Source organism: Sphingomonas mucosissima, assembly GCF_002197665.1.
Lineage (GTDB): Bacteria > Pseudomonadota > Alphaproteobacteria > Sphingomonadales > Sphingomonadaceae > Sphingomonas > Sphingomonas mucosissima.
The window spans coordinates 1-23,044 of the sequence record NZ_NBBJ01000008.1 but is presented as its reverse complement, the minus strand read 5'-3'; the positions used below and the strand labels follow the sequence as shown (position 1 = coordinate 23,044).

Sequence of the window (23,044 nt, the reverse complement as noted above, 5' to 3'; positions counted from 1 at the left end):
CCGCCTCGGCAGCGCGGGGGCGTGACGCAGGCGTTAAACTTGGGTGACGGAAACCCTCACGTCCATTCCCACGAAATCGGCTGGACCGCCGGTATAGCCACCGGTGACGGGCATGATCTGGCCGTTGCATCTGCCGACAGCGGTGGGGACCAATTCGGCCGAGCCAACCTTGCCATGAGTCGGATCGAAGGCGATCCATCCGGCGCTCGGGAGGTACACCTCGGCCCAGGCGTGCGTCGAACCGACGTCCCCCTCGGGCACATCGGGATCGAACAGATAGCCGGAGACTGCGCGCGCCCCGAAGCCCAGGTGGCGCACCGCATCGATGAACAGCGCGGCAATGTCTCGGCACGAACCGCTTGCTTCGGCGAGCGTCTCCAGGGGTGACTGGGTCCCCTCCTCGTCGCGGGTTCGATACGCGACGGCGCCGATGATGCCGCTGTTGATGTCCTTCAGAAGCGAAAGTGTGTCCGTCGGGACGCCATAGATAAAGCCCCTGGCCCAACGCGCGAGCGCGCCATTTTCGTCAGGATGCTGAGGCGTAAGCAACCCGCCAAGGTCCATCACATCCTCGTCGGAATAGGTGAACGGATAGGAATGCGCGCCCGGCGCGATCTGGAACACCGGCCATGCCGGCGCGCACTGTTCAACCGTCATCTCGACCGCGATGGTGAGCGTGTCGCTCTGGTCTGCGAAGCTGGCGGTGGCGACGACGTTGCCGAACACATCCTGTGCCCAATCGAGCCGTGGCTCGGGCGTGCAGCGAAGACTGGTCGCGAGCACATTCAGGTCATGGCTTTGCCGCGGGAACAGCATCAGCCGGTGCGGCTGGAGCGCTACCGGGCAAGCGTATCTGTAGGTGGTGCTATGTTCGATCCGCAGCTTCATTCGACTACCTTTGGCGCTTCAATCGGGAGCCGGACCTTCTGCCCCAAGCCTGACCCGTGGATAACGTGCGTGATACCCAACGCCCCGGCTGCGTTTCAGTCGCGGGCGGCCGCAGAAGCGGTGTCCGCGGCCGTTTCCGATCCGGCATGACCCCGAACAGCGCCCTGAGGCGGCCAATCGTCCCGAGCGGAAGCGGATCGACATGCTCCGCTTGCGTCGCGCCCGTAAGGATTTGTTGCTGCAGCGGGATAGTGGATCGTCGCGCTGGAGCAAACGTCTATGGCGGACAGGTTCCGTGCCACCCCGGCCGTGGCACTGATCCGAGGTAACGATTTGGCGCTCCCCTTCTTCAAGACCCTGCGCGCGGATTTCCCGGCGTCGGTGGTCGTATTTCTCGTCGCCTTGCCCTTGTGCCTTGGCGTGGCGCTCGCCTCCGGAGCGCCGCTCTTTGCAGGCGTGATCGCAGGCATCGTCGGCGGCATCGTCGTCGGCGGCTTGTCGAAATCGCCGCTATCGGTGAGTGGCCCTGCGGCCGGCCTCACGGTGATCGTCTTCAGCGCAATCGAGCGGCTGCCGTCCTTCGAGGCGTTCCTGCTGGCCGTGATGCTGGCCGGCGTCCTCCAGGTTGCGCTCGCCGCAACCCGATCGGGCATTGCCGCTGAGTTCGTGCCCTCCTCGGTGATCACCGGCATGCTGGCGGCGATCGGCTTGATCCTGATCCTCAAGCAGGTCCCGCACGCGCTTGGTTATGACGGCGACTTCGAGGGCAGCTTCGAATTCGTGCAGCGTGACGGCAGCAACACATTCACGGCGATCATTGCCGCGATCCGCCAGCACCTTTCCCCCGGCGCCATGCTGATCGCGCTTGTCAGCCTGGCCTTCCTGTTCTGGTGGGACAAGGCGCGGCCCAAGGATGGTCCCCTGCGCTTCATCCCTGGGCCGCTGGTGGTGGTGCTGATCGGGGTTGGCGGCAATGCGCTGCTCGGCCTCTTCAAGCCGACCTGGCAGCTGGGCACGACGCACCTCGTTCAGGTTCCGGTCGCCGCCAGCTTTGGCGAGTTCACTTCCTTCTTCGCGACGCCGGATTTCTCGCAGATCGGCAACGGCACGATTTGGACGGTCGCGGTGACGCTGGCGATCGTCGCGAGCCTCGAATCCCTGCTCAGCGTGAAGGCCGTCGACGAGCTCGACCCGAGGCGCCGTACGACTCCGAAAAACTGGGAAATGATGGCGCAGGGTGGCGGCAACATCGTCTCCGGCCTGATCGGCGGCCTGCCCGTCACCTCGGTGATCGTGCGCTCCTCGGCAAATGTCGACGCCGGCGCGCAGAGCAAGGCTTCCACGATGATGCACGGCACCTGGCTGCTCCTCAGCGTCGCCCTGATCCCGTTCCTGCTCAATCTGATCCCGCTGTCCGCGCTCGCCGCGGTGCTGATCGCGACCGGGTATAAGCTGACCAAGCCGGCGCTCTTCACCGAGCGGTACAAGCAAGGATGGACGCAGTTCGTGCCCTTCGTGGTCACGATCGTCGCGATCCTGTTTACCGACCTGCTGATCGGCATTGTCATCGGCTTGGCGGTTGGTTTCGTCTTCGTCGTGGCGCGCAATTTCCGCTCGGCGATCACCTTCGTCTGCGATGACGGTGATTGCCTGATCCGCGCGCGCCGCAACCTGTACTTCATCCACAAGTACGAACTTCAGAAGGAGCTCGACCGGGTTCCCGATGGCGCCAACCTGCTGATCGATCTTTCATCAACCAACTATGTCGATCTCGACAATGTCGATGTCATCAACGCCTTCATTAAGGGCGCGGATTACCGCGCCATCAACGTAACGGTGCGCGGTGACATCGCGGAGCGCAGCGCGCCGCTGATCAATGCGCCGACATCGGGGATCCGCTTCGCGTGAAAAACTACAAGCAATTGCTGCTCGCCAACCGCGCCTGGGCAATGGAGCTGGTCGAGGAGAAACCAGATTTCTTCCAGCGTCAGGCTCATGGCCAGAAGCCCGAATTCCTGTGGATCGGTTGCTCCGACAGCCGCGTAAGCCCGGAACAGATGACGATGTCACCGCCGGGCGGCATGTTTCTTCATCGCAACATCGCCAATCTGGTCAACGACAGCGATCTGAACCTGATGTCGGTGCTGCAATATGCCGTCACCGTGCTCGGCGTGAAGCACCTCATCATCTGCGGCCATTACGGCTGCGGCGGGATCAAGGCGGCGCTTGACGGCGGCACGACCGGGCCGGTGGACGAGTGGCTGGAGACGGCGCGTAATGTCGCCAGTGACCATTGGGAGGAATTGGGCAACCAGCCGACACCCGAAGCCAAGGTCAACCGCTTCGTTGAGTTCAACGTGCGCGATCAGCTCGTCAACCTCGCGCGAACCGCGACGGTGCAGGACGCGTTCGCCAAGCAGCAGGATCTATGGCTGCACGGCTGGGTCTACGACATCCGCGACGGCCGTATCAAACCGCTAATGGAGATCGATCGCGATACGGCGCTGGAGGAGGTTCCACATCCGCGCCGCGTGCTGCTCACCGATGACGAGATCAAAGCGGCACCGCCGACTGCGGCCGATTAGGGAAGATCGCCCTGTCGAGCAGAGGCGATGTTAGACTAGCGCGGCGGACGACGCAGCGAGCGATAGCGCAGCGTGGTGAGCCAGCGTTCGAGGTGCGAGCCGCCGTTCGCGTGCTCCCCGTCTGACTAATGGCCGGGGTGGCAATTGGCGGGCGATGCTGATGGCCGTAGCAAGGCCGACGTTGCTGCCGAGGATCGAGCACCTGCTGTCCGCAGGGTAAGCTGATCGGCAGCTGAAAGGCGCGGGTGCAGCGCCGCAGCCGACGTTGACGGAGCAGCGAATTCGCCGCGCGGCGCCATGCGCTGTCGCATTCCGGGCGGACAGTCGTTCACGCGCGGCAGGTTGGTGCGCGCTCTCCGAGCCAAATACGCTTGCCTCCCTTAACAGCGCTCCATATGGGACGATATTTCATAACATATCCTACATGGGGGTTTATCAGTGTCGTTTCAGGCGTCGTTGCGCGCCGGGCTTTTGCTCGGCCTGTCCTTTGTTGCCCTGCCCGCCTTCGCCCAGGTGGCGGATGATGCGGACGAAGAGTCCCGACGCAACGATATCATCGTCACCGGCCTGGCGCAGGATGACAGCTATGCGCCGAAGGAAGCGGCAGTTGCTGGCAAGAGCCCGGCGCCGCTGATCGAGATCCCGCAATCGATCAGCGTCGTCACGCGCACCCAGATCGAGGATCGCAACCTCTTCACCATCGGCGAAGCGCTGCAGACGGTCGCCGGCGTCACGGTTATGCCGTTCGACGGCACCAATCCCGATTACCGCGCGCGCGGCTTCGTGCTGGATTATGCTTATGATGGCGTGCCCTCGACCTTCTCCTCCGGGGTTCCCGAGTTCGACCTCGTCATCTACGAGCGGCTGGAGGTGCAGCGCGGGCCCACCGGCCTGTTCCGTGGCTCCGGGTCGCCGGGCGGCACGATCAACCTGATTCGCAAGCGCGGCCAGGACCGGCTCACCGCCTCGGGCGCGCTGTCTGCGGGGTCGTGGAACAATTATCGCGGCGAGTTCGACATCGGCGGCCCCGTTGACGCTACCGGGCGCCTGCGCGTGCGCGCGGTGGCGGCATTGCACGATCGCGACTTCTTCCAGGAGAAGTCGCATACTCGAAAGATCACCTCCCACGCGGCGGTCGACTATGATCTGACGCCGAGCACGATCATCGGCGCCTCGCTCAGCTATCAGGACACGCGCGCCGAAACGCCGATGACCGGGCAGCCTGCTCTCACGAACCAGCAGTTCCTGAACTTTCCGCGCAACTTCCAGCACCTGCCAAGCTGGAACCTCTTCAAGGAAACGACGGTCGAATATGCCGGCGAGGTGAAGCAGCAAGTCGGTGACTGGTCACTGGTGGTGCGCGGGCTGCATCGCCAGATCCCTCGGGAGTGGCAGGACGCCTTTATTCAGCCCGGCACGGGGGTGGACCCGGGCACGCTGACCGCCATCTACGTTAACCGCCGGAGCGAAGGCGAGAACGGCAAAACCGCCGTGGACGCCTATGCCACCGGTCCGTTCACCCTCTTCGGGCGCGAGCATGAACTGGCGGTCGGCTATAGCTGGGACAAGCGCACCTCCTCGTTCCTCAACCGCAGTCAAATGCCAGCCCGAGGAACACCAGCGAACAGCCGCTTCTCGATCCTTAATCCGGATATCGTCCCGATTGCGCCCTACGCCTTCACCTCGCGCACCGATACCGACCTTCGGCAGAGTGGCTTCCACGCCCAAGTGCGGCTGCGTCCGTTCGAGGGCTTCACCCTTGTCGCCGGTGGCCGCATCAGCGACTTCAACAACAAGACGTGGACGCGCGCGCCCTCGCCCAATCCCGCCTTCACGCAAGGCGCGCGGGCAAATGGCAAGTTCACACCCAGCATCGGCGCGGTTTACTACCTGACCGACAATGTCACGGTTTACGGCAGCTATTCGGACATCTTCACGCCGCAGACCCCGCAACGCGCTGACGGCACGGTACTCGATCCGCGGATTGGCGAGCAATATGAGGCCGGGCTGAAGGCCAATCTCTTCAATGGCCAGGTCAACGCCAGCGCCGCTGTTTTCCGCAGCAAGGAAAAGAACCGCGCCTTTGCGGACACCGCCAATCCCGGCTTTTTCGTGCAAGCTGGCAAGGCGAGCATTGAAGGCTTCGAATTCGAAGTGACCGGCCGTCCGATGCCGGGCCTCGATCTTGTCGCCAGCTACACCAATGTGAAGACCGAATATGAAGTCGCGCCCGCGGCGCAGGCCGGCACCGTTTTCGACGTCTTCACCCCGCGCCACCAGTATAAATTCTATGCGCGCTATGAGCCGGCTGCGCTGGGCGGCGCCTTTGCCGCCGCCAGTGTCAACGGCCAGAGCGGCGTCGTCGGCGCCGGCATCGCAGGTGTGCGCGAACAAGCCGCCTTTGCCATCGCGGGCGCGCAGTTCGGCTGGCGCTTCACCGATCAGCTGCGCGCTTTCGTCAGCGTCAACAACATCCTCGACAAGGTCTATTATCAGCGCGTCGGCTCGATCAACACGTACAACTTCTACGGCGAGCCACGGAACTTCCTCGTGACGCTGCGCGCGAATTACTGATCGCATCGGCGCCGGTCCCGGTCATCGCGCGGCAGCAATGGCGCCTGCTGCTGCGTGACCGGCGACTGGCGGCTCGCGCTGCTCGGCCGGGCGCTGCTGCTCGTGCTTGCCGCGGCTTCGATCGCCAGTGCGGCGTCGCTCAGAATCCGAACGGGCGAGCGGCTATCAAGCGGCGCCGCGGCGGCATCGGGCAATCAGGCTCTTGAACTCGGCCATCTGGGCAAGGTTGGGTGTCCGCCCCGATGTGATGGCGGCAAAGAAACTATCGAAGCGCTCCTCCATCTCGGCCAGCATCGCCGGGAGGGCTGGCGAGATCTGCCGCCCTGCGCCATTCGTCTCAGATGCCTGCGGCTCGCCCGGCAAAGCCGACATGTTGGCCAGTTGGCGCTCAAGTGCCTGGCGCAGCTTGATTTCTTGAGCAAGTTCCCCCTCGAGATCCGCCAACGCCATCGAGCGCAATGTCACCCGCTCATCAAGTGCCGCATTCGCGCGCTTGAGCTGGTGAGCCCCTTTGCACTTGGTAAGCTGTGTTTCGATCCGTGCTCGCAGGACATCGAAGTCGATGGGCTTTGTTACGTAATCGTCGGCGCCCGCCTCCAGCGCTTCGATGGTCACCTCCGCTTCGGCGCGTGCGGTGACCATGATCACCGGCACTTCTTGCGTGGCGAAATTTCCGCGCAGTTCGTGCAGAACCTCGATGCCGTTCATCTGCGGCATCATGTAATCGAGCAGGATGATGTCCGGCAGCGCCTTGGCAACATGTGCCAGCGCGGCAGCACCGCTGGACACGCTTATCACTTCAAAGCCGAATTTCTCCAGCCGGCGCGCAAGCACCGCCCGATTGGCTTCCATATCATCCACAACGAGGATCGTAGCCATTCTGGTATCCGCCTGAGTGAGGGGGGCGAGAAATGTCATGCGGCAAACCCGTGAAAAGCCATCGGGTCGCTCGATGCCCGTGCGAGATTCTCCGCTAACTTGCGCGGAGACAGGCCGTTCTTGGACAGCAGGCGCATCACCTTCCCGTCGAGCTGCCGCGTCTCATCTTCGTCCAGCACCTTTCCGGTGACCACAATCACGCGAGGGCGACTGACTTCGGGCATCGCGCTGATCGTTTCGATCAGCTGGAAACCATCGATGTGCGGCATCCTGAGATCCGTGACCACGAACCCGAAATTCGCGCTTTCCAGCGCGGCAAGCGCATCGCGCCCGTTGTCGACGACCTTCGTCTCGTAGCCCATCTGGGCGATCCCGCGCTCGTGAAGCCGCCCGGTGGCCAGATCGTCCTCGACGATCAGCACCTTGCCGGTGCGGCGTGAGGAATATTGTTGAAGAATGTCCGTCAGCTCGGTGCGATCCACCGGCTTCACCAGGTGGTCACTTGCGCCAGCGGCAAGAGCCCGTCGGCGATCATCGTCCACGGTGACGACCACTGTTGGTATCGACAGGAGATGCCGGTCGTCCGCCAGCGCCTCCAGCACCTGCCACCCACTCACTACGGGCATGCCGATGTCGAGCAGGATCAGGTCAGGCTTGGCCTGCTGCGCCATGGCCAGGCCCTCTTCGCCACCGTTCGCGCAAATGGCATCGTAGCCGGCCTGATCCACGAGCCTGGCTAGCAACTGCATAGCGCTCGGTTCATCGTCGACGATCAACGCGAGCGGGCGACCAGACGTCCGCTGTACCGCGGCTTGGACGGGCAGGGCAATAAGTTCCGCAGCTTCTTCGTCCGCCGCCTGTCGCTGCAGGTCAGCCTTGATGCGAAGCGTAAAGGTCGAGCCCTCGCCTGGCACACTTTCCACCGCGATCGAACCTCCGAGCAGTTCAGCGAAGCGCCAGGTGATCGTAAGGCCAAGGCCGGTGCCGCCGTACCGGCGGGTCGTGGAGGCGTCCGCCTGGACGAACGGCTGAAACAGCCGGTTCAGCTCATCCTCTGTGATCCCGATGCCAGTGTCGGAGACGCTGAACACGAGATCATCCTCTTCCGCGCGGGCGAGGATGAATACGTGGCCATTTTCGGTGAACTTGCAGGCATTACTGCCCAGGTTCAGCAAACACTGGCGCAGCTTCACGGAATCGCTGACTGCCTTGCCGACACTCTGGTCGATTTGCATGTGCAGCATGTTGCCCTTCCGCGTGGCGATCGGATCGAGCATTGCGGTTACTTCGCGTAGCACCTCGGCGACCGCGAACTCTTGCACTTCCAGGTCCATGCGCCCGGCCTCGATCTTGGACAGATCGAGAATGCCGTTGATAAGGGTCAGCAGCTGGCGCGCAGAACTGTGAATCCAGTGAACATCCTCCACGGAACGATCGAGACCGGCCTCGACGAGCTCCTCTTGCAACACGTCCGTGTAGCCAATGATCGCGTTAAGCGGTGTGCGCAGCTCATGGCTCATGTTGGCCAAGAACTGCGACTTCGCCATGCTGGCCTCCTGCGCTTCGTCGCGCGCCTGCAGGAGCTCTGCAGCCGTGTCAGAGAGGCGCGCGTTGCGCACCTCGATTTCGGCGAGCATCGTGTTGAAGCTGGCCGAGATGGTATGGAAGTCCGGATCGGGCTCAGGCTTGAGGCGGATGCTGAAGTCACCCGACGACGTGATCCGGCGCATGGCTTCGAGCAGGCGATCGAGCGGACGGAATCCGATCACCCCCAGCCACCGCGCCACGATCAGTGCCATGACCAAGCACACCATGAACAGGCCAAGCGCGATCCAGGTAATCTCGGCGGCGATTTCGCCAAGCCCGCGATAGTGAACGCCCATGCGCAGCTCACCCTGGTGCTCGCCATCGACAAGGACGGGATAGTCGACTTCTTCCAGCGAGCCGGCCTCGGCGACGTTGCCGCTGAACTCCGCAATCAATCGGCCCTCGCGGTCAAACGCGCGGACCCAGCCAATATCGGAGATACCGGAGACGGAAGCGATGTTCTCCTGCGCCGCCGCCCGATCGCCGAACAGGATGGCAGCGCCGATGTTGGAAGTGATAACGCGCGCGATCTGGGCGTAGCGCCGTTCGGCATTGCTGCGGTCCCCGCGGTATTGCAGCCCGATGACGCCTAGGCACGACAGCAGCAAGGCAAACGCAACCGCAGTCGCCGTTACAACTGTCAGGAGAGTACGGAAGGGCAGCTGGCCGGTCAGGAGCTGCGCCGGCTTCACCTTCATTGCTGCACCCGAGCGGCAAGCCGGAGCAGTTTGGAGCTGATCACTACCTTGTCCTGGCGCGCGGCGCCGACGTTCACCTCGAAGCGAATTTGCTCTCCGGTTTGCACAAGGCCGATCGTGCCGCCCGCCGGCAGGACACCCGCACCGTCCGCGATGACCAGAACGCCGCGCTGCCGCACCTTCGGAATATCGGCGACGGAGTTGCCGAGATAGACCACGTTGCAGCTTCCCGCATTCGTGGCATCAAGGCCGATCAAGGCGATGGCCCGATTGCCCGCCCGCTGTCCGTTCAGTGCCGCGAGCTCACGAGGAATGGCAGCATTGCGCGCAAGGCAAAGTGACAGCGGCGCGCTGACATTTGGTGTGAAAGCGACGAAGCGGATTATGTTGTAGATGATCGCCGCTTTCAGCTTGCCTGCGTCGGCGTTCTGCGCGCCAGCCGGCCCGCAGCCCAGGAGGGCTGCCGCACCGATCAAGAAAGTCCGAGCGGTGGGGAGAAGCATGCGCATGGCCATTCCGCCCCTCAAAATCGCGCTCGCGCCTGGATCGAGACGCTCCGCGGCACGTAGGCGATCGGCGCTTGGATATAAGGCTGCGTGAATTCGGCCCTGCGCTTTCCGAACAGGTTTTCCCCGACCATCGAGAGCTCGACGCCCTCGAACGGACGATAGGTCAGCCGGACGTCACCGCCGACGTACGCAGGGATCATCCCACCCGCGACACTCGAGACATAGCGCAGCTGGGTATCCAGCGAAGCACGTTCTCCGAAGTCCATCGAGTTGCGCATGCCGAGCTGGTTGCGGGGCGAACCCTCCAGCGGAAATATAAGATTATGTGGTTGCCCGGTGAGCGGATCGTCCTCGACCGAATAGTCGAAGTGCGACCAGGTAGCTTCGACCTTCCACCACGGACTGAGGCGGCCGGTGAGAACCGCTTCGGCACCCCAGGTGTGGGTTTTCGCCAGGCCTTGCATTTGGCCGTCAACCTGAATGCCGACCGGAACCGGGTAAGGAGCGACAAAGATCGGCGCGGTGCCCAGCAGACGCACGGCGCCGATCTTTTGGTAATCGTTGTAATAGCCGGCGACGTCCAAAGCCCAGCCGTGCGGCAGCTGAACGCGCGTGCCGGCTTCCCATGCCAGAAGCTCCTCGGCGGCTCGCGTAGGCTGGCCATAATACCTGCCGTACAGCGGCAGTGGGAAGGGGTTCTGCGGCTCCCCGGGCAGCATGACCGTGATCGACATCACAGCGTCGCGCTCGAACCGCGAAGGCGTGCGCACCGCGCGCGACACTCCTCCCCAAAGGGCGACGGATGGCGAGGCTCGGAAGAACAGGCGGGCGCTCGGCTGGATTTCGAAGCCGGTGAAGTTGTTGTCTTCTACCTTCGTGCCGATTGTCAGGCGCAGACGATCCGGAACAAGGGTGATGTCGTCCTGTATGTAGCCGCTGACCCACCGATCGGTGTTCTTCGGTCGGCTTGGGCAGTAGAATACGGAGCAGCCCGACAAGGTATCGCGCATGATGCGCGTGCCGACGCCCATATTAAGCTCATGCCGATCGCTCGCTTTCCAGCGTAGGCCCGCATCGATAGCCGCTTGCTGCCAGTGCAGGCGGAGGCCGTCGAATTCCGAGCGGCCGACCTGATCAAACGTTGCCTGGAGCGAAAGATCTAGGTTTTTGCTCGACTGATGCGTCCAGCGGCCCAGCACGTTCCATGCGTTGAAATCGTTTTCGGTTTGGACTTGGACGTAGCCGGGCTCGAGATAGTCCGCGCTGATGAAGTTGAACGGAGCATCGAAGCGTCCGTCGCCGTATCCTCCCTGCAAGGTGACGGCATTGGCGGTGTCTGGTTCCCAGTCGACCCGCAGCCCTGCATCCTTGCCGATCCAGCGCCGCGCCAGGTCGGAGCCGTCGGCATATTGCGGCCCCTTTTCACGCCGCCAGTTCGCATGAAGGCGGTAACTCAGCGTCTCGGTCAGGCGGTCTCCCCACGACAGGCTCGCTTCCTGCCTCCGCGTGCTGACGCGCGCATCAGCGCTAGCGCCCAGCGTCGCGGCGGAATGCTTCGTGATGATGTTGATGACGCCGTTTACTGCGTTCGCGCCCCAAAGCGTGGCGCCCGGGCCACGAACGACCTCAATCCGCTCGAGATCTCCTAAAGGGATCATCAACTGATCCCAAAATGTGCCGGAAAGCGTCGAAACGTAGATCGAGCGGCCGTCCACCATCACGAGCAGCGAATTGGCCAGGCGGCTGTTAAAGCCGCGGATCGAGATCGCATAACCACCGTTCTGCTGAACGCCGACTTCGACGCCGGGCACTTGGCGAAGGAGTTCGGGTATCGAACTGGCCGCGGAGCGCCGGATGTCTTCCTGAGTTATGACATAAACCGCAGCGGCGGAATCCTGCACCCGCTGCCGCTTTTTGGCGACAGAAGTGGACTCGAGCGAGAGCAAGTCCTCCAGCGACATGTCGAGCAGCGAGCCTGGATCATCCCCGATCGAAGCTGCGTCAGACGCTGGAAGATTCTTTGCTTCCGCAGGCGCCAGCCCCGGCAGCATCATCGATGCCCCTGCAAGCAAACAGATTCCGAGTTTATGCACGTTGCCTCACAGGAGATTTCAGTTGAGCGCTACGCGGCTTCAGCGAGCGACGTGTTGGTTCGGACGTGCGTTCCAGGGTTTGCGAGCAAGTCCTCGAGGTCGCTGTGACTGATTGGTCGGGACAGCAAATATCCCTGCACCTCGTCGCAGCCCATGACGGAGAGCAGTTCCAGCTGGTCGCGTGTTTCCACACCTTCGGCAATGGAGTGCAAGCCAAGGCTGTTGGCCATGGAAATGATGGTTTGCGCCAGCACCTGCGCTTCCGAACGAACAGTGAGATTCTGCACGAGCGAGCGATCCAGCTTCAGCCGCGAGAATGGCATGTCGATCAAACTGGCCAGATTGGAAAATAGCCCGTGCCGAAATCGTCAATCGCGACGGACACGCCGAGACGCGCGATCCGCGCCAGGCGGTCCGCTGCGAGCGCAACGTCGCGCATCGCGACATCCTCGGTGATTTCCAGCTCAAGCAAGTGGGGCGGCGCATTGAACCGCTGCAGAGACGCCTTCACGACGGCGATGAATTCCACCGTCTGCAATTGATTGGGCGAGACATTGACGGCGATTCGCAGCGGTCGCCCGGCTTCGGCGAACTCGGCGATGCGCCGCGCTGCCTCGCCGATCACCCACTCGCCGATCGCGTTCATCAGGTTCGCCCGCTCGGCCATCGGGATAAACTCGCCTGGCAGGATCAATCCGCGTTTAGGGTGACGCCAGCGCAGAAGCGCCTCGGCCGAACTGAGGCTCAAGGTTCGGCAGTCAAAAAGGGGTTGGAAGTAGAGCTCGAACTCGCCTCGGGTCAGCGCCTCGCGCAGTTCCTGCTCCTGCTCGGCGATGCGCAGCACTTCCTCGTCAAGCGCGGACGAATAAACCTCATATCGGCTCCGGCCCGAGCGCTTGGCATGGTACATCGCGGCGTCGGCCGCCCGCAGCAGTTCAGAATAGGATTTGCCGTGCTTGCCCGCGAGAGCGATACCAATCGACGCGCCGATCTTCGCAACGTGCGGTCCAAGTTCAAAGGGCTCGCTGATCACCCGCAGGATTCGGGCCGCCACCTTCTCCGCGATGGGCTCGGATGCGCTTCCCGAAAGGAACACGACGAATTCGTCGCCGCCGAATCGGGCAAGCGTGACCATCTCGGGCCGGTCTCCGGGACTGCCGGTCTCCGCAACATTCGGTTCGTCGATCCGCGACGCGAGCTTCAGGCGATCGGACACCACCTGCAACAGCCGGTCGCCGAGATTGTGGCCCAGCGCATCGTTGACGGATTTGAAACCGTCCAGATCGATGAAGAGGAAGGCAGCGTTGCCGTCGTCCTTTTTCAGTTGGCGCTCGACCGAGCGTTCGAAGGACGAGCGATTGTGGAGGAGAGTGAGGGTGTCCCGCTGGGCTACCTCATGCAGACCGTCGATCGTCTGCTTCAATCGCTGTGCCATTTGGGAAATCGCGTCGGACAGCTGACCGAACTCCGGCGAGTGCGCCGGGGGCAGGTCCGCGTCGAAATTGCCTTCGCTGATCCGATCTATCCTGCCCAGCAGGAGCGCGATTTCGCCTCGAAGGGCGCGTTGCCGCCGCGCAAGCTGCACTGCGAGCAAGCCAAGCACCGCAAGCAAAAGCAGCAGGATCGTCAAGTCGCTCACTGCCGCAATCATGATCGGCAGCGCCGCCACGGGCCTGCGAAGGCCAGCACTATGCACACTCGCTCCGTAAGCGCCGCCCCGCGCAAATCAGGGACAAAATCTTTGCAGTCGAGGAGCATAGCCCGCCAAGGTACGGACCCGGCGTTAAGAAACGCTTTCCCCCCGTCTCCGGGAAACACCCGAGCAGCTACCGCCGCCGACAGGCATGTCAGCTCGACAGCCTCGACGTCGTCGAGCTTGTACGACTCGGCAATGCCGACCGCCGCGGCTTGGTCTGCCAATCACCTTTGCGAAAAGCACCCCGGCGCTAAGATAGCAAAGGAGGTCGCGGAAAGGGCCATGCCGACGCTGTCGGGAATGCCCGCGCGGCGCGATCTTTCGCCGAAGAGCAGCCCGCGTCCATGCGCCGCATGAGTTCGGTGACGAGACGCAAGCCGATATGTCTCACGTCATCCGCCGGATGTGGCAGAAGCGAGCGTAGCGATTGAGCAGATCATTGATCAACTGCTCCTGGGAATAACCGGTCACGTCGTGAGTCTGGTCACTTTCAGAAGAATGCGCCATCGCACGATAGTGGAGACGCTCGCGCTCGCTGGCGTTGCGCGGCTCCGCCCAGGCGAAACTCGCGGCTCGAAAACCGCGACCGCGAACGCCGTAGCAGAACTCGCGTCGATCACCGTGAGGAACCCTGAGTTCGACATGCTCATCCGTCTGAGCGAGATTGGGTGAGAGGCCGCTGCCACGCAATTGCGCCGCCACGGCCTGAAGCGCGGGCCGTGCCGTATCCGCCAGGAAGGCGGCAACCTCCTCGCGGCTATGAAATCGCGTGATCGTGGCGAGGCGTTGCTGCCACGTCAGCGGCGTACCGGCACTTGCAGCAGGGCTCGCGGTGGATAGATCCAATTGTTCCTTGCCCTCCATCTGGAGCGCCCGCAGCAAGCCATAGCAGATGAACACCATCACGACGGCAAATGGCAGCGCGCTTGCGATGGCTGCGGTCTGAAGCGCTTGCAGCCCACCGGCGACCAGCAGCACGGCAGCAACGCTGCCCGCGCAAACCGCCCAGAAGACGCGCTGCCATACTGGCGGGTTCTCCGCAGCCCCCGAGGTGATCATATCGATCACCAGCGCGCCTGAGTCCGCGGACGTCACGAAGAAGGTGATGATGAGAAGCGTCGCAACGCCGGAGAAGAACGTCGAGAGCGGCAATTGCTCCAGCGTCTCGAACAGCGCCACGGGCAGATTATTCGCGACCGTGTCGGCGATGCCTGCCGTGCCGCTGAGGTCGAAAGCAATCGCGGTATTGCCGAACACCGTCATCCACAAAAAGGTGAAGAGGGTCGGCACCAGCAGCACGCCACCCACGAACTGGCGGATCGTGCGCCCGCGCGAAATGCGCGCGATGAACATGCCGACAAAGGGTGACCAGGCGATCCACCATCCCCAGTAGAACAGCGTCCAGTTTCCGAGCCACGGATTGGGTTCATAAGCGTACAGGCGGAAGGTTCGCTGTACGACGTCGCCGAGATACGTGCCGACATTCTGGACGAAGGCTTGTAGGAGGAACACGGTTGATCCGGCGACCAGTACGAAGGCGAGCAGCACCCCGGCGAAGATAATGTTCAATTCGGACAAGCGCTTCACGCCCTTGTCGAGGCCCATCACGACCGACAATGTCGCCAAGCCGGTGATAGCGGCGATTAGAACAAGCTGTACCAGCGTGTTGCTCGGCAGGCCGAAGAGGTAGCTGAAGCCAGCATTGACCTGGAGTACGCCCAACCCCAGCGACGTTGCGACGCCGAACATCGTGCCCAGCACGGCGAAGATGTCGACCGCATGGCCGAACGGGCCATAGATCCGCTTGCCGATCAGCGGGTACAACGCCGACCGGATGGTAAGCGGCAGGCCGCGCCGGAATGCGAAATACGCGAGCGCCAGCCCGACCACGATGTAGATCGCCCAAGCGTGCAACCCCCAATGGAAGAAGGTCAACACCATGGCCTGACGGGCGGAATCGATCGTCCGACCCTCGCCGACCGGCGGCTGCGCGTAATGCTGGATCGGCTCAGCCACGCCGAAGAAGATCAGGCCGATCCCCATGCCCGCGCTGAACAGCATCGCGAACCACGACAGGTAACTGTAATCCGGTTCGCTGTCGTCCGGCCCGAGCTTCACGTCGCCGTAGCGGCTGAACATCAGGAACAGCACGAACACCAGAAAGCCCGCCACGGCCGCGATGTAGAACCAGCCGAAATCGGCAACGATCAGGGCCTGGACTGCCGCGAATGTGTGGCTCGCCAGATCGGGCGCGAGTGCGCCGAAGAGCGCGAAGGCGAGGATTAGGCCGGCCGAGACAAAGAAGACCGGCGGGTTGATCTCCATTTTCCGCTTGGGAGTCAGCGCTGCCGCTCCCTCGGATACCAGCTCGTCCACAATCCCCTCCCCCCGGTAAAATTCCCGCTTAGACAGGGGAACGAGGTGAAGCGACCGGGGTTGCAAGCTACGCCTCGAGGACGAGCTAGGCTTGAGCTGAGGCGGTTCGATCCACAATCCAAGTTCGTAAGCGCTGAACAGCCGTGTCTGTCGGCAGCTAGGTCAACCCAAGAAGCGCGGCCGCCAGATCGGATTGCCGAAACGGCTTGGCCAACCGCGGCAAATCCAGGTCAATGCCGTCAGCGTCCGCATAGCCCGAGATGATCAGCACGTGGAGGTCCGGGCGCTTGCATCGCAAGTTACGCGCCAGCTGGGTGCCAGTCACGCCGGGCATCAGATGATCCGTCACCAGGAGATCGAACGTCAGACCAGAGTCGATCAGATGTTGTGCTTCACCTGCGGACGCAGCCGTTTTCACCTCATAGCCAAGGTCAGTCAGCATCTGCGCCGAGGATTCGCGAACCAGTTCCTCGTCATCGACCAGCAGCACGACGCCGCCGGCACATCGGCTTGGCGACGCGAGTTCCGGTGACTGCGTGGCGGGAGCAGGCGGGGGCGATTCCGGCAGCCACAGGCAGATCGTCGTGCCCCGGCCGAGCTCACTATCGATTGACAGTGCCCCGCCAAGCTGCGCCGCCAAGCCATGAGCCATCGACAAGCCCAGGCCGGTTCCGTGCCCCACTCCCTTGGTCGAGAAAAAGGGCTCGATCGCCCGCCGTGCCGTCTCCTCGTCCATGCCAAGGCCGGTGTCGGCGACGCACAGGCAGGTATAGCAGCCCGCTTTCAGGTCGCTGCGCTCGCCCTCCCTTACTGAGGCACGCGTAACGGCGATGTGAAGCCTTCCGCCTCCTGGCATCGCATCACGCGCATTCACGCTTAAATTAAGAAGCGCCATTTCCAGCTGATTGGCATCGGCCGTCGCTGCCGGCACGATGTCACCTGTTTCCACTACCACTTCGATCTGCGGGCCGACCGTGCTCATGATGAGGTCCCTCATGCCCTCAACCAGCGAAGCGACGTTCACCGGAACCGGTTGAAGCGGCTGACGGCGCGCGAACGAAAGCAGCCGCTGCACCAGCGTTCTTGCCCGCTCCGCCGATTGCAACGCACCATCAACAAATTTGCGATCGCGTTCGTCGCCGACCCCCTTGCGGTGAAGCCGATCGAGCGAGCCAAGGATAGGCGTCAAAAGATTGTTGAAATCGTGGGCTACGCCTCCCGTCAGCTGGCCCATCGCTTCCATCTTTTGCGACTGGCGTAGCGCCTCTTCAGCAGCGACTTGAGCGGTGACATTGCGGCTCGACCCGATGACCTTCACCACCCGCTCGCCTGCGCCCCGAAGCGGTACCAGCGTGGTATCCCAGTGCTGCGGCTCTCCGTTCAGCATGAACACTTCGCGATAGCGATAGATCTCGCCCGTTTCGACCACTCGGCGATAGCTTTGGACAACGCGACCGGCGACATCCGGTGGGAGAAAATCGTCCACGCGCTTGCCGCGTATCTCATCGAGCTTGAACCCGACTCCGGCCTCGTGCGCTGGATTGATCTGCTCGACGACGAAACTGCCATCCGGCTTGGCACCGACCACGAATAACGGATCGGGCGTGTTCTCGAAGTACGCCCGATAGAGCGCATCGACCTCGCTTCGAGCGGCCTCGGCGTCCCGCAGCTCGCGTGTCCGCGTCTCCACGCGGGCTTCAAGCGTTACGTTCAATTCCCGCAACTGGTCCTCGATGGCGACCCGCTCGATGACGAGCCGGATCCGCTCCGCCATCTCCTCAAGGAAGGCGATTTCGTCCGCGCGCCAGCTGCGTGGCCGCTGATCAGCAAGGTACACGATTGTACCGAGGCCGCCCGCACGCATGAGCGGCACAAACAGAATGGCGCGCGTGTCCAGATCGGCAGCGGTTCTGGCCGTCTGATGCTTGTCGCTGAGTGATGAGGCAACAATGTCCTCGATGGCGATCGTTCTGCCGGCGCGCAGATCATCGATGATCTTGGTTCCAAGAACGGATGCAGAAGCGCGACCGATCAACGGTGCCACCATGCCATTCGTCCAGCAAACCTGGTAATCGACGACGTCCTCGGTGGGATCCAGATCGCCAAAGCCGGTTCGCGCGACGCCAAAATGCTGCCCGAGCAGCGTGGCAACGTCCTTGAGCGCCTCCTCCGCATCGTAGCCGCGCAAAATGTCGGCAACCTTGAGCCGTATGGCGACACGGGCTTCGCGGCGCGCGGCGCGCCTGAACATGTGGTCCAGCTGCGCCGCAGCCAGCGACAGTAGCAGAATGAAGATGGTGATGACGCTGATTACAACCGCGAGATATGCCTGTCCGAAGCTTGCCGCGCCCTGCGCCTTGTCGACGGCCGACGTCATGACGAAGTCCGCCGCATACATGCCTGAATAATGCATGCCGGAGATTGCAACGCCCATCACTGCCGCGGCGAGCGCCCGCCGCCCGACCCGTTGGTTGCGTGACGCGAGCCACATGGCCGCGGTCGCGGCGAGGAGCGCCACGACGATGGAGACCATGACCCAACGCCAGTCATAACTCAGGGCAACCGGCATCCGCATCGCGGCCATGCCGAGATAGTGCATCGCCAGTACGCCGGCGGCGATGAGCAGCCCTGAAGCGACGATCTGTCGCGGCGATGCGCGCTGCCAGTTAAATGCAGCAAGTCCCGCGCCGGTGAACCCGATGGCGATCGCCAGAGAGGCAAACGTCGGAACAAGATCATAGGCGATCGTCATGCCAGGCATGCTGAACGCCAGCATCGCGACGAAATGCATGGCCCAGATGCCGCCGCCCAAAGCAACAGCCGCCGCCGTCAGCCAAATGGAACGCACATTTCCTTGTGACGCCCTGATCCGGCTCGCCAGACTAAGCGCGGTAAACGAGGCCAAGGTGGCAACCGCAATCGAGAGGATCACAAGATGGTGGTCGTGCGTACCACTCACGCTCATTGCCGACATGATGGTCGCGCACGCCTCCGAAGGGATATGGAGGAGCCCTCATGGCTATCGCGGAACATCGTTTCAAGCGATATACCGGCGGGCTTAACTTGGGTTTGAGCCCGCGCAGGGAGTTCCGATGCCTTGGAGCTTCCCCTCGCCTTTGAGACGCGGCGCCGGTTCATTGGCCGGCGCTCTGGCTTGAGCCGTCGGGTCTGGCGGCGCACCGCCGTGTTCCGGGAGGCTGACCGCCCGGCTGACGCTGGCCCGCCTTTGCCGAACGTGGCAGCCTATCAAGCGGCGCCGCGGATCGATCGCGCGCGGTCCGCCGCCCAGTTTTCTCGAAAATAGCGCGCCTGTTTAGGAGCTTGGCTTTGCGAACGTATCGCGGTGGTGACGGATGAAATCGGTGAAGTCGTGCGGTGCCGTTCCAGTGATGCGTTCGATCTCGAAGGTGGGGTCGATGTCATGATGCCCCGCAACCACATCGGCGAACTGCACAACAAGGCCATTGGCTATCCAGCGTGAGCTACCCGTCACATGCAGAAAGGCTCGGAAAACCGGCGTTGGTAGATCAACATAGCGAACGTTGCAGTTGATAACCTCCGACAGGCGCAGCGCAGCCGTTTTCATGTCAAAGGTGTCGGGACCAGTCAGGAAATAGGTCGCTCTCTCATGGCCATCCTGCGTCAAGACGGTAGCCGCGACGCGCGCAACATCGCGCGTATCGACCCAGGAAACAGATCCCTTGCCCGCAACGAGGGGCAGATAGCCTCTAGAGATCGGCTCCTTGAACCACAGGAAGTTCTGCATGAAGGCAGTCGGTTTGAGGATCGTCCATCCTATACCCGCCCCGCGCAGATGGTGATCGATGAGCGCATGGGACTGCGCCCATGGCACCGGTGATCGGACATTGCTGTCCGATGCTGAGATCTTCACGATTCTGCCGATCCCGGCGCGCTTCGCCGCATCGATGGCGGCGGTTTCCTGTCTGACCTGTTCGGGCGTCGGCGGCGTGATGAGAAACATCGTTTCGCAGCCTTGCATCGCAGAGTGCAGCGTGTCGGGGTGATCGAAATCACCGAGCACGGCGTCCATGCCCTTGTGGCGGAAACTCTCGAGCTGCTGCTGCTTGCGACACAGCGCGCGAAACGGCGCTCCCGCTTCGTCAAGCAGCCTGCACAGTTCGCTACCGATACCGCCGGTGGCGCCAGACACTAAGATCATGATGCCGTTTCCTCCTGCGACCGGGGAGTTGAAGACATGGAGTGAGCGTCGAGCCGCGCAGATATGATGGCGGCCATCTCGTTGAGAGTTTCGATAGCGTCCCGGATGCGCGCGCTTCCAATCTTGTCTGCAATGGCCTGATCAAAGGGCGCGACTGCTTGCTCTGCCGCGGTCACGGCTTCGATGCCGGCTTGCGTGAGAACGATAAGCTTCGAGCGGCGGTGATGCGGATTTTCCTCGAATTTAACGAGCCCGCGATCGGCGAGCACGTCGACGATGCGCTGAACCGCCTGGCGGGTCAGGCCCATATTGCGCGCGATCGACGCGGTCGGAAGCGGCACGGACGAATAGCGAAGCGCCGCGAGAACCTGCCACCAGGCACTGGTAAGGCCAAGATGGGCGACAAGCTCGTTCCCAGCCGCAATCAACCTGCCGTGCGCGGCAAACACCGACAAGGCGAGTTCCCGTACGTTTGTCTCCAACCTCTTCATTGGACAACTCGCTTACATATTGACAGCGTATTGTCAATATCAAGAGTGTTGTCCTGCGATCCTTGGAACCGATCCAAGCACGGAGCGGCGGCCGACGGAGGATCAGATCTTGGGCGTGGCCCACCTTCCCGTAAGTTTGCGGAATAGGTTCTTCATTATTCAGCATTACCTTAACGCCTAATCGCAACGATAATGAGCGGAGGCAGAGGACTTGAGGATTGATGCCGACCCGCAGCATGCGCAGGATCGCTATGGGCAGATGCTGTCGAACTCGGCGACGGCTGCGATCTGCGCAGGATCAGACAATCTGATCCTGTCCTGGAACAGCGCCGCAGAGGGGCTGTTCGGGTACAGCGCGCAGCAAGCGATTGGCAGGCCGCTCTCGATCATCATCCCCGAGCGGCACCGCGCGGCCCATGATGCCGGCCTTGCCCGAGCGGTGAAAGCAGGCCGTGCCCGCCTCGCGGGGCAGGCTGTCGAAATCCTCGCCTTACACGCAGAAGGCCATGAGCTGCCGGTCGATCTCTCTTTGTCCATGTGGTTCGAGGGGGGAAGGCCGATGTTCGGCGCCCTCCTCCGCGACGTCACCGATCGGTGCCGTGCACAACGTCGCCTGGAACATCTTGCTCATTGCGACACGCTGACCTCGCTCCCCAATCGCAACGCACTGCAGGCGCGCCTGGCTGACACCTTGGGGAAGGGTCCGTGCGCATTGATGATGCTCGATCTGGATGGGTTCAAGCATGTCAACGACACCCTCGGTCATACGGTTGGCGACGAACTCCTCGCGGCAGTTGCTGTTCGGCTTAGTGATGTAACTGGAGATGCCGGCTTCGTCGCACGTCTGGGCGGCGACGAGTTTGCGATCCTGCTCGAAAATTGCGCGGATCCTCTTCTTCTTGATCAGCTTGCGACCCGAATATTCAAGAGCCTGCAGATGTCATTTGAGCTTGCCGGGCAGTCAATCTTCATCGACACGAGCATCGGTGTCGCCATGGCGCCGAACGATGCAGCCGGCGCCGAGCAACTCGTGTCGTGCGCGGACTTGGCCTTGTACAACGCAAAAGGTGAAGGCGGCGGAACGAGGACGTTTTTTGCTCGCGCGATGCAGAGCCGCTCCGAACAGCGACTTCGGTTGAGTGCAGAGCTGCGCACTGCCCTGGCGAAGGGGGAATTCGAGCTTTGGTATCAGCCTCAGGTGCTTCTCGCCGATGCACGCTTGGTGGGCGTCGAAGCGCTGTTGCGCTGGCGCCATCCGGTTCATGGCCTTCTTCAGCCCCATATGTTCATTGACGTTCTTGAACGAAGCTCGGTGGCCGAAAGCGTTGGCGATTGGATCATCGACGAAGCATGCTTGACGGCAGCCGAATGGAAGCGTTGCGGGTTGGGCAAGGTTCGAGTGGGGGTGAATCTTTTCCCGGCACAGCTTCGGTCTGACCGCTTGTTCCAGGTCGTTTCTGACGCATTGGCGCGTCACGGCGTGGATGCAGATCAGCTCGAGCTGGAGATAACGGAAACCACGGTCCTACGGCATACCAACCAGTCGACCAGGGCCCTCCGCAAGCTCAGGGCCAGCGGTGTCGGGGTGGCGTTCGACGATTTCGGCACCGGCTTCGCCTCGTTGAGCTTGCTTCAGAGATATCCGCTCACGCGTCTCAAGATCGACCGCAGCTTCGTGGCGCAGATCGAGCGCAAGGCCGGCGACGCAGCGATTGTTGGCGCCGTGATCGGCATGGCGAGGAGCCTGGGGCTGACCGTCATAGCGGAGGGGGTCGAGACCGCAGGCCAGGAAGAGACACTGAATGCGCTCGGCTGCGACGAGGCGCAGGGGTACCGGTATGGCCGCCCCATGTTGGCAGAAGCAGTCGCTCAGCAGTACCGAGCGCAAGCGACATCAGCGGCCATCAGTCAGATCTGATTCAGATCTGATTGCGAAGACCCGCCCCGGCCATTTGCGAAGCTAGCTTGTTGAAGCGTGGATCCCCAAATTGTGAACGGCGCTGCCGCGGCTAAGAACATCGTGGGGGTGCGGAGCGGGACTGAAGAGGCTCGGCCGATCGCACAAAGCCGACGGCGGAGGAAGTGAGCGCGGTCAGCGCCTTGATCTGCCGGTGCTGAGCACGAACTGGCGTTCGATACCGACGTCTCGGAGATAAGCGCCGAAGCAGGAGAGGAATGTCATTCCCCCCAGGCTCCTCGTCCACGACAATTTCGACGTCGAAGGAGCAAAGACAACTTTCTGGCGGATTGGTTTAGATGGGGCCATCCAGGCCTAAACCGCACGAGCACGGCATCTTCAATGCTTCAAGCTTAACCGTGGTCAGCTATCCAGCGACCCGCTGCTGGCGGCCGGGTCTCGGCATCTCCTAAATCCGGCCGCGGGCTTTGTGGTCGGTGAGAGCCATTGGTTAGGGGGGGAGCGCGCCGAGGTACCCGCCGGAAGGTTCTTATATGCAGGCTGGGGTCGGGCATCTACAGGCCTGCCGTT

The 23,044-nt window shown here is 62.4% G+C and carries 15 protein-coding genes; 4 read left to right on the top strand and 11 right to left on the bottom strand.

Annotated elements, in window-relative coordinates; translation table 11 throughout:
• Window positions 1-33: 33 nt before the first annotated feature.
• A complete protein-coding gene (locus tag SPMU_RS16145) occupies window positions 34-888 on the bottom strand; it encodes a transglutaminase family protein (protein ID WP_088335365.1) in 855 nt (284 codons plus the stop codon).
• Window positions 889-1,167: 279 nt separating this feature from the next.
• On the opposite strand from SPMU_RS16145, the gene SPMU_RS16140 reads away from it, so the two are divergent.
• The 3 genes from SPMU_RS16140 to SPMU_RS16130 all read left to right on the top strand — a co-directional run bounded on the left by SPMU_RS16140 (window position 1,168) and on the right by SPMU_RS16130 (window position 6,047).
• Window positions 1,168-2,796, top strand: a complete 1,629-nt coding sequence (locus SPMU_RS16140; RefSeq protein ID WP_088335363.1) for a SulP family inorganic anion transporter — start codon at window positions 1,168-1,170, stop codon at window positions 2,794-2,796.
• A complete protein-coding gene (locus SPMU_RS16135; RefSeq protein ID WP_088335361.1) occupies window positions 2,793-3,473 on the top strand; it encodes a carbonic anhydrase in 681 nt (226 codons plus the stop codon). The genes SPMU_RS16140 and SPMU_RS16135 overlap by 4 nt, the downstream gene beginning before the upstream one ends.
• Before the next feature lie 438 nt (window positions 3,474-3,911).
• Window positions 3,912-6,047 carry a TonB-dependent siderophore receptor gene (locus SPMU_RS16130; protein WP_169715758.1) on the top strand — a complete coding sequence of 712 codons (2,136 nt, stop codon included), beginning with the start codon at window positions 3,912-3,914 and terminating at the stop codon, window positions 6,045-6,047.
• Window positions 6,048-6,212: 165 nt separating this feature from the next.
• Here SPMU_RS16130 and SPMU_RS16120 read toward each other — a convergent pair whose 3' ends face one another.
• The 10 genes from SPMU_RS16120 to SPMU_RS16070 all read right to left on the bottom strand — a co-directional run bounded on the left by SPMU_RS16120 (window position 6,213) and on the right by SPMU_RS16070 (window position 20,556).
• On the bottom strand, window positions 6,213-6,965 hold the full coding sequence (locus SPMU_RS16120) for a response regulator (protein WP_088335355.1): 753 nt from the start codon (window positions 6,963-6,965) through the stop codon (window positions 6,213-6,215).
• Complete coding sequence (locus tag SPMU_RS16115; protein WP_088335353.1) at window positions 6,962-9,211, bottom strand: response regulator; 2,250 nt, start codon at window positions 9,209-9,211, stop codon at window positions 6,962-6,964. Before SPMU_RS16115 ends, SPMU_RS16120 begins: the two co-directional genes overlap by 4 nt.
• The gene (locus SPMU_RS16110; RefSeq protein ID WP_169715757.1) at window positions 9,208-9,720 is read right to left on the bottom strand and encodes a YfiR family protein; all 513 of its coding nucleotides are present in this window, start codon (window positions 9,718-9,720) and stop codon (window positions 9,208-9,210) included. The genes SPMU_RS16115 and SPMU_RS16110 overlap by 4 nt, the downstream gene beginning before the upstream one ends.
• 14 nt (window positions 9,721-9,734) lie before the next feature.
• Window positions 9,735-11,774, bottom strand: a complete 2,040-nt coding sequence (locus tag SPMU_RS16105; protein ID WP_088335349.1) for a TonB-dependent receptor plug domain-containing protein — start codon at window positions 11,772-11,774, stop codon at window positions 9,735-9,737.
• A gap of 68 nt (window positions 11,775-11,842) precedes the next feature.
• Complete coding sequence (locus tag SPMU_RS17430; RefSeq protein ID WP_281250999.1) at window positions 11,843-12,136, bottom strand: EAL domain-containing protein; 294 nt, start codon at window positions 12,134-12,136, stop codon at window positions 11,843-11,845.
• Window positions 12,137-12,141: 5 nt separating this feature from the next.
• Complete coding sequence (locus tag SPMU_RS16095) at window positions 12,142-13,452, bottom strand: putative bifunctional diguanylate cyclase/phosphodiesterase (protein WP_169715756.1); 1,311 nt, start codon at window positions 13,450-13,452, stop codon at window positions 12,142-12,144.
• A gap of 444 nt (window positions 13,453-13,896) precedes the next feature.
• The gene (locus SPMU_RS16085; RefSeq protein ID WP_088335342.1) at window positions 13,897-15,834 is read right to left on the bottom strand and encodes a BCCT family transporter; all 1,938 of its coding nucleotides are present in this window, start codon (window positions 15,832-15,834) and stop codon (window positions 13,897-13,899) included.
• A 208-nt stretch (window positions 15,835-16,042) separates the two neighbouring features.
• Window positions 16,043-18,859, bottom strand: a complete 2,817-nt coding sequence (locus SPMU_RS16080; protein ID WP_088335340.1) for an MHYT domain-containing protein — start codon at window positions 18,857-18,859, stop codon at window positions 16,043-16,045.
• Between the two features lie 339 nt (window positions 18,860-19,198).
• Window positions 19,199-20,056: an SDR family oxidoreductase gene (locus SPMU_RS16075; RefSeq protein WP_211275835.1), complete on the bottom strand. Its 858-nt coding sequence runs from the start codon at window positions 20,054-20,056 to the stop codon at window positions 19,199-19,201.
• Window positions 20,057-20,061: 5 nt separating this feature from the next.
• Window positions 20,062-20,556, bottom strand: coding sequence for a MarR family winged helix-turn-helix transcriptional regulator (locus tag SPMU_RS16070; RefSeq protein ID WP_088335336.1), 495 nt, complete (start codon window positions 20,554-20,556; stop codon window positions 20,062-20,064).
• Window positions 20,557-20,767: 211 nt separating this feature from the next.
• Here SPMU_RS16070 and SPMU_RS16065 point away from each other — a divergent pair, with 211 nt between their 5' ends.
• Window positions 20,768-22,474: a putative bifunctional diguanylate cyclase/phosphodiesterase gene (locus SPMU_RS16065; RefSeq protein ID WP_088335334.1), complete on the top strand. Its 1,707-nt coding sequence runs from the start codon at window positions 20,768-20,770 to the stop codon at window positions 22,472-22,474.
• The last annotated feature ends 570 nt before the right edge of the window (window positions 22,475-23,044 follow it).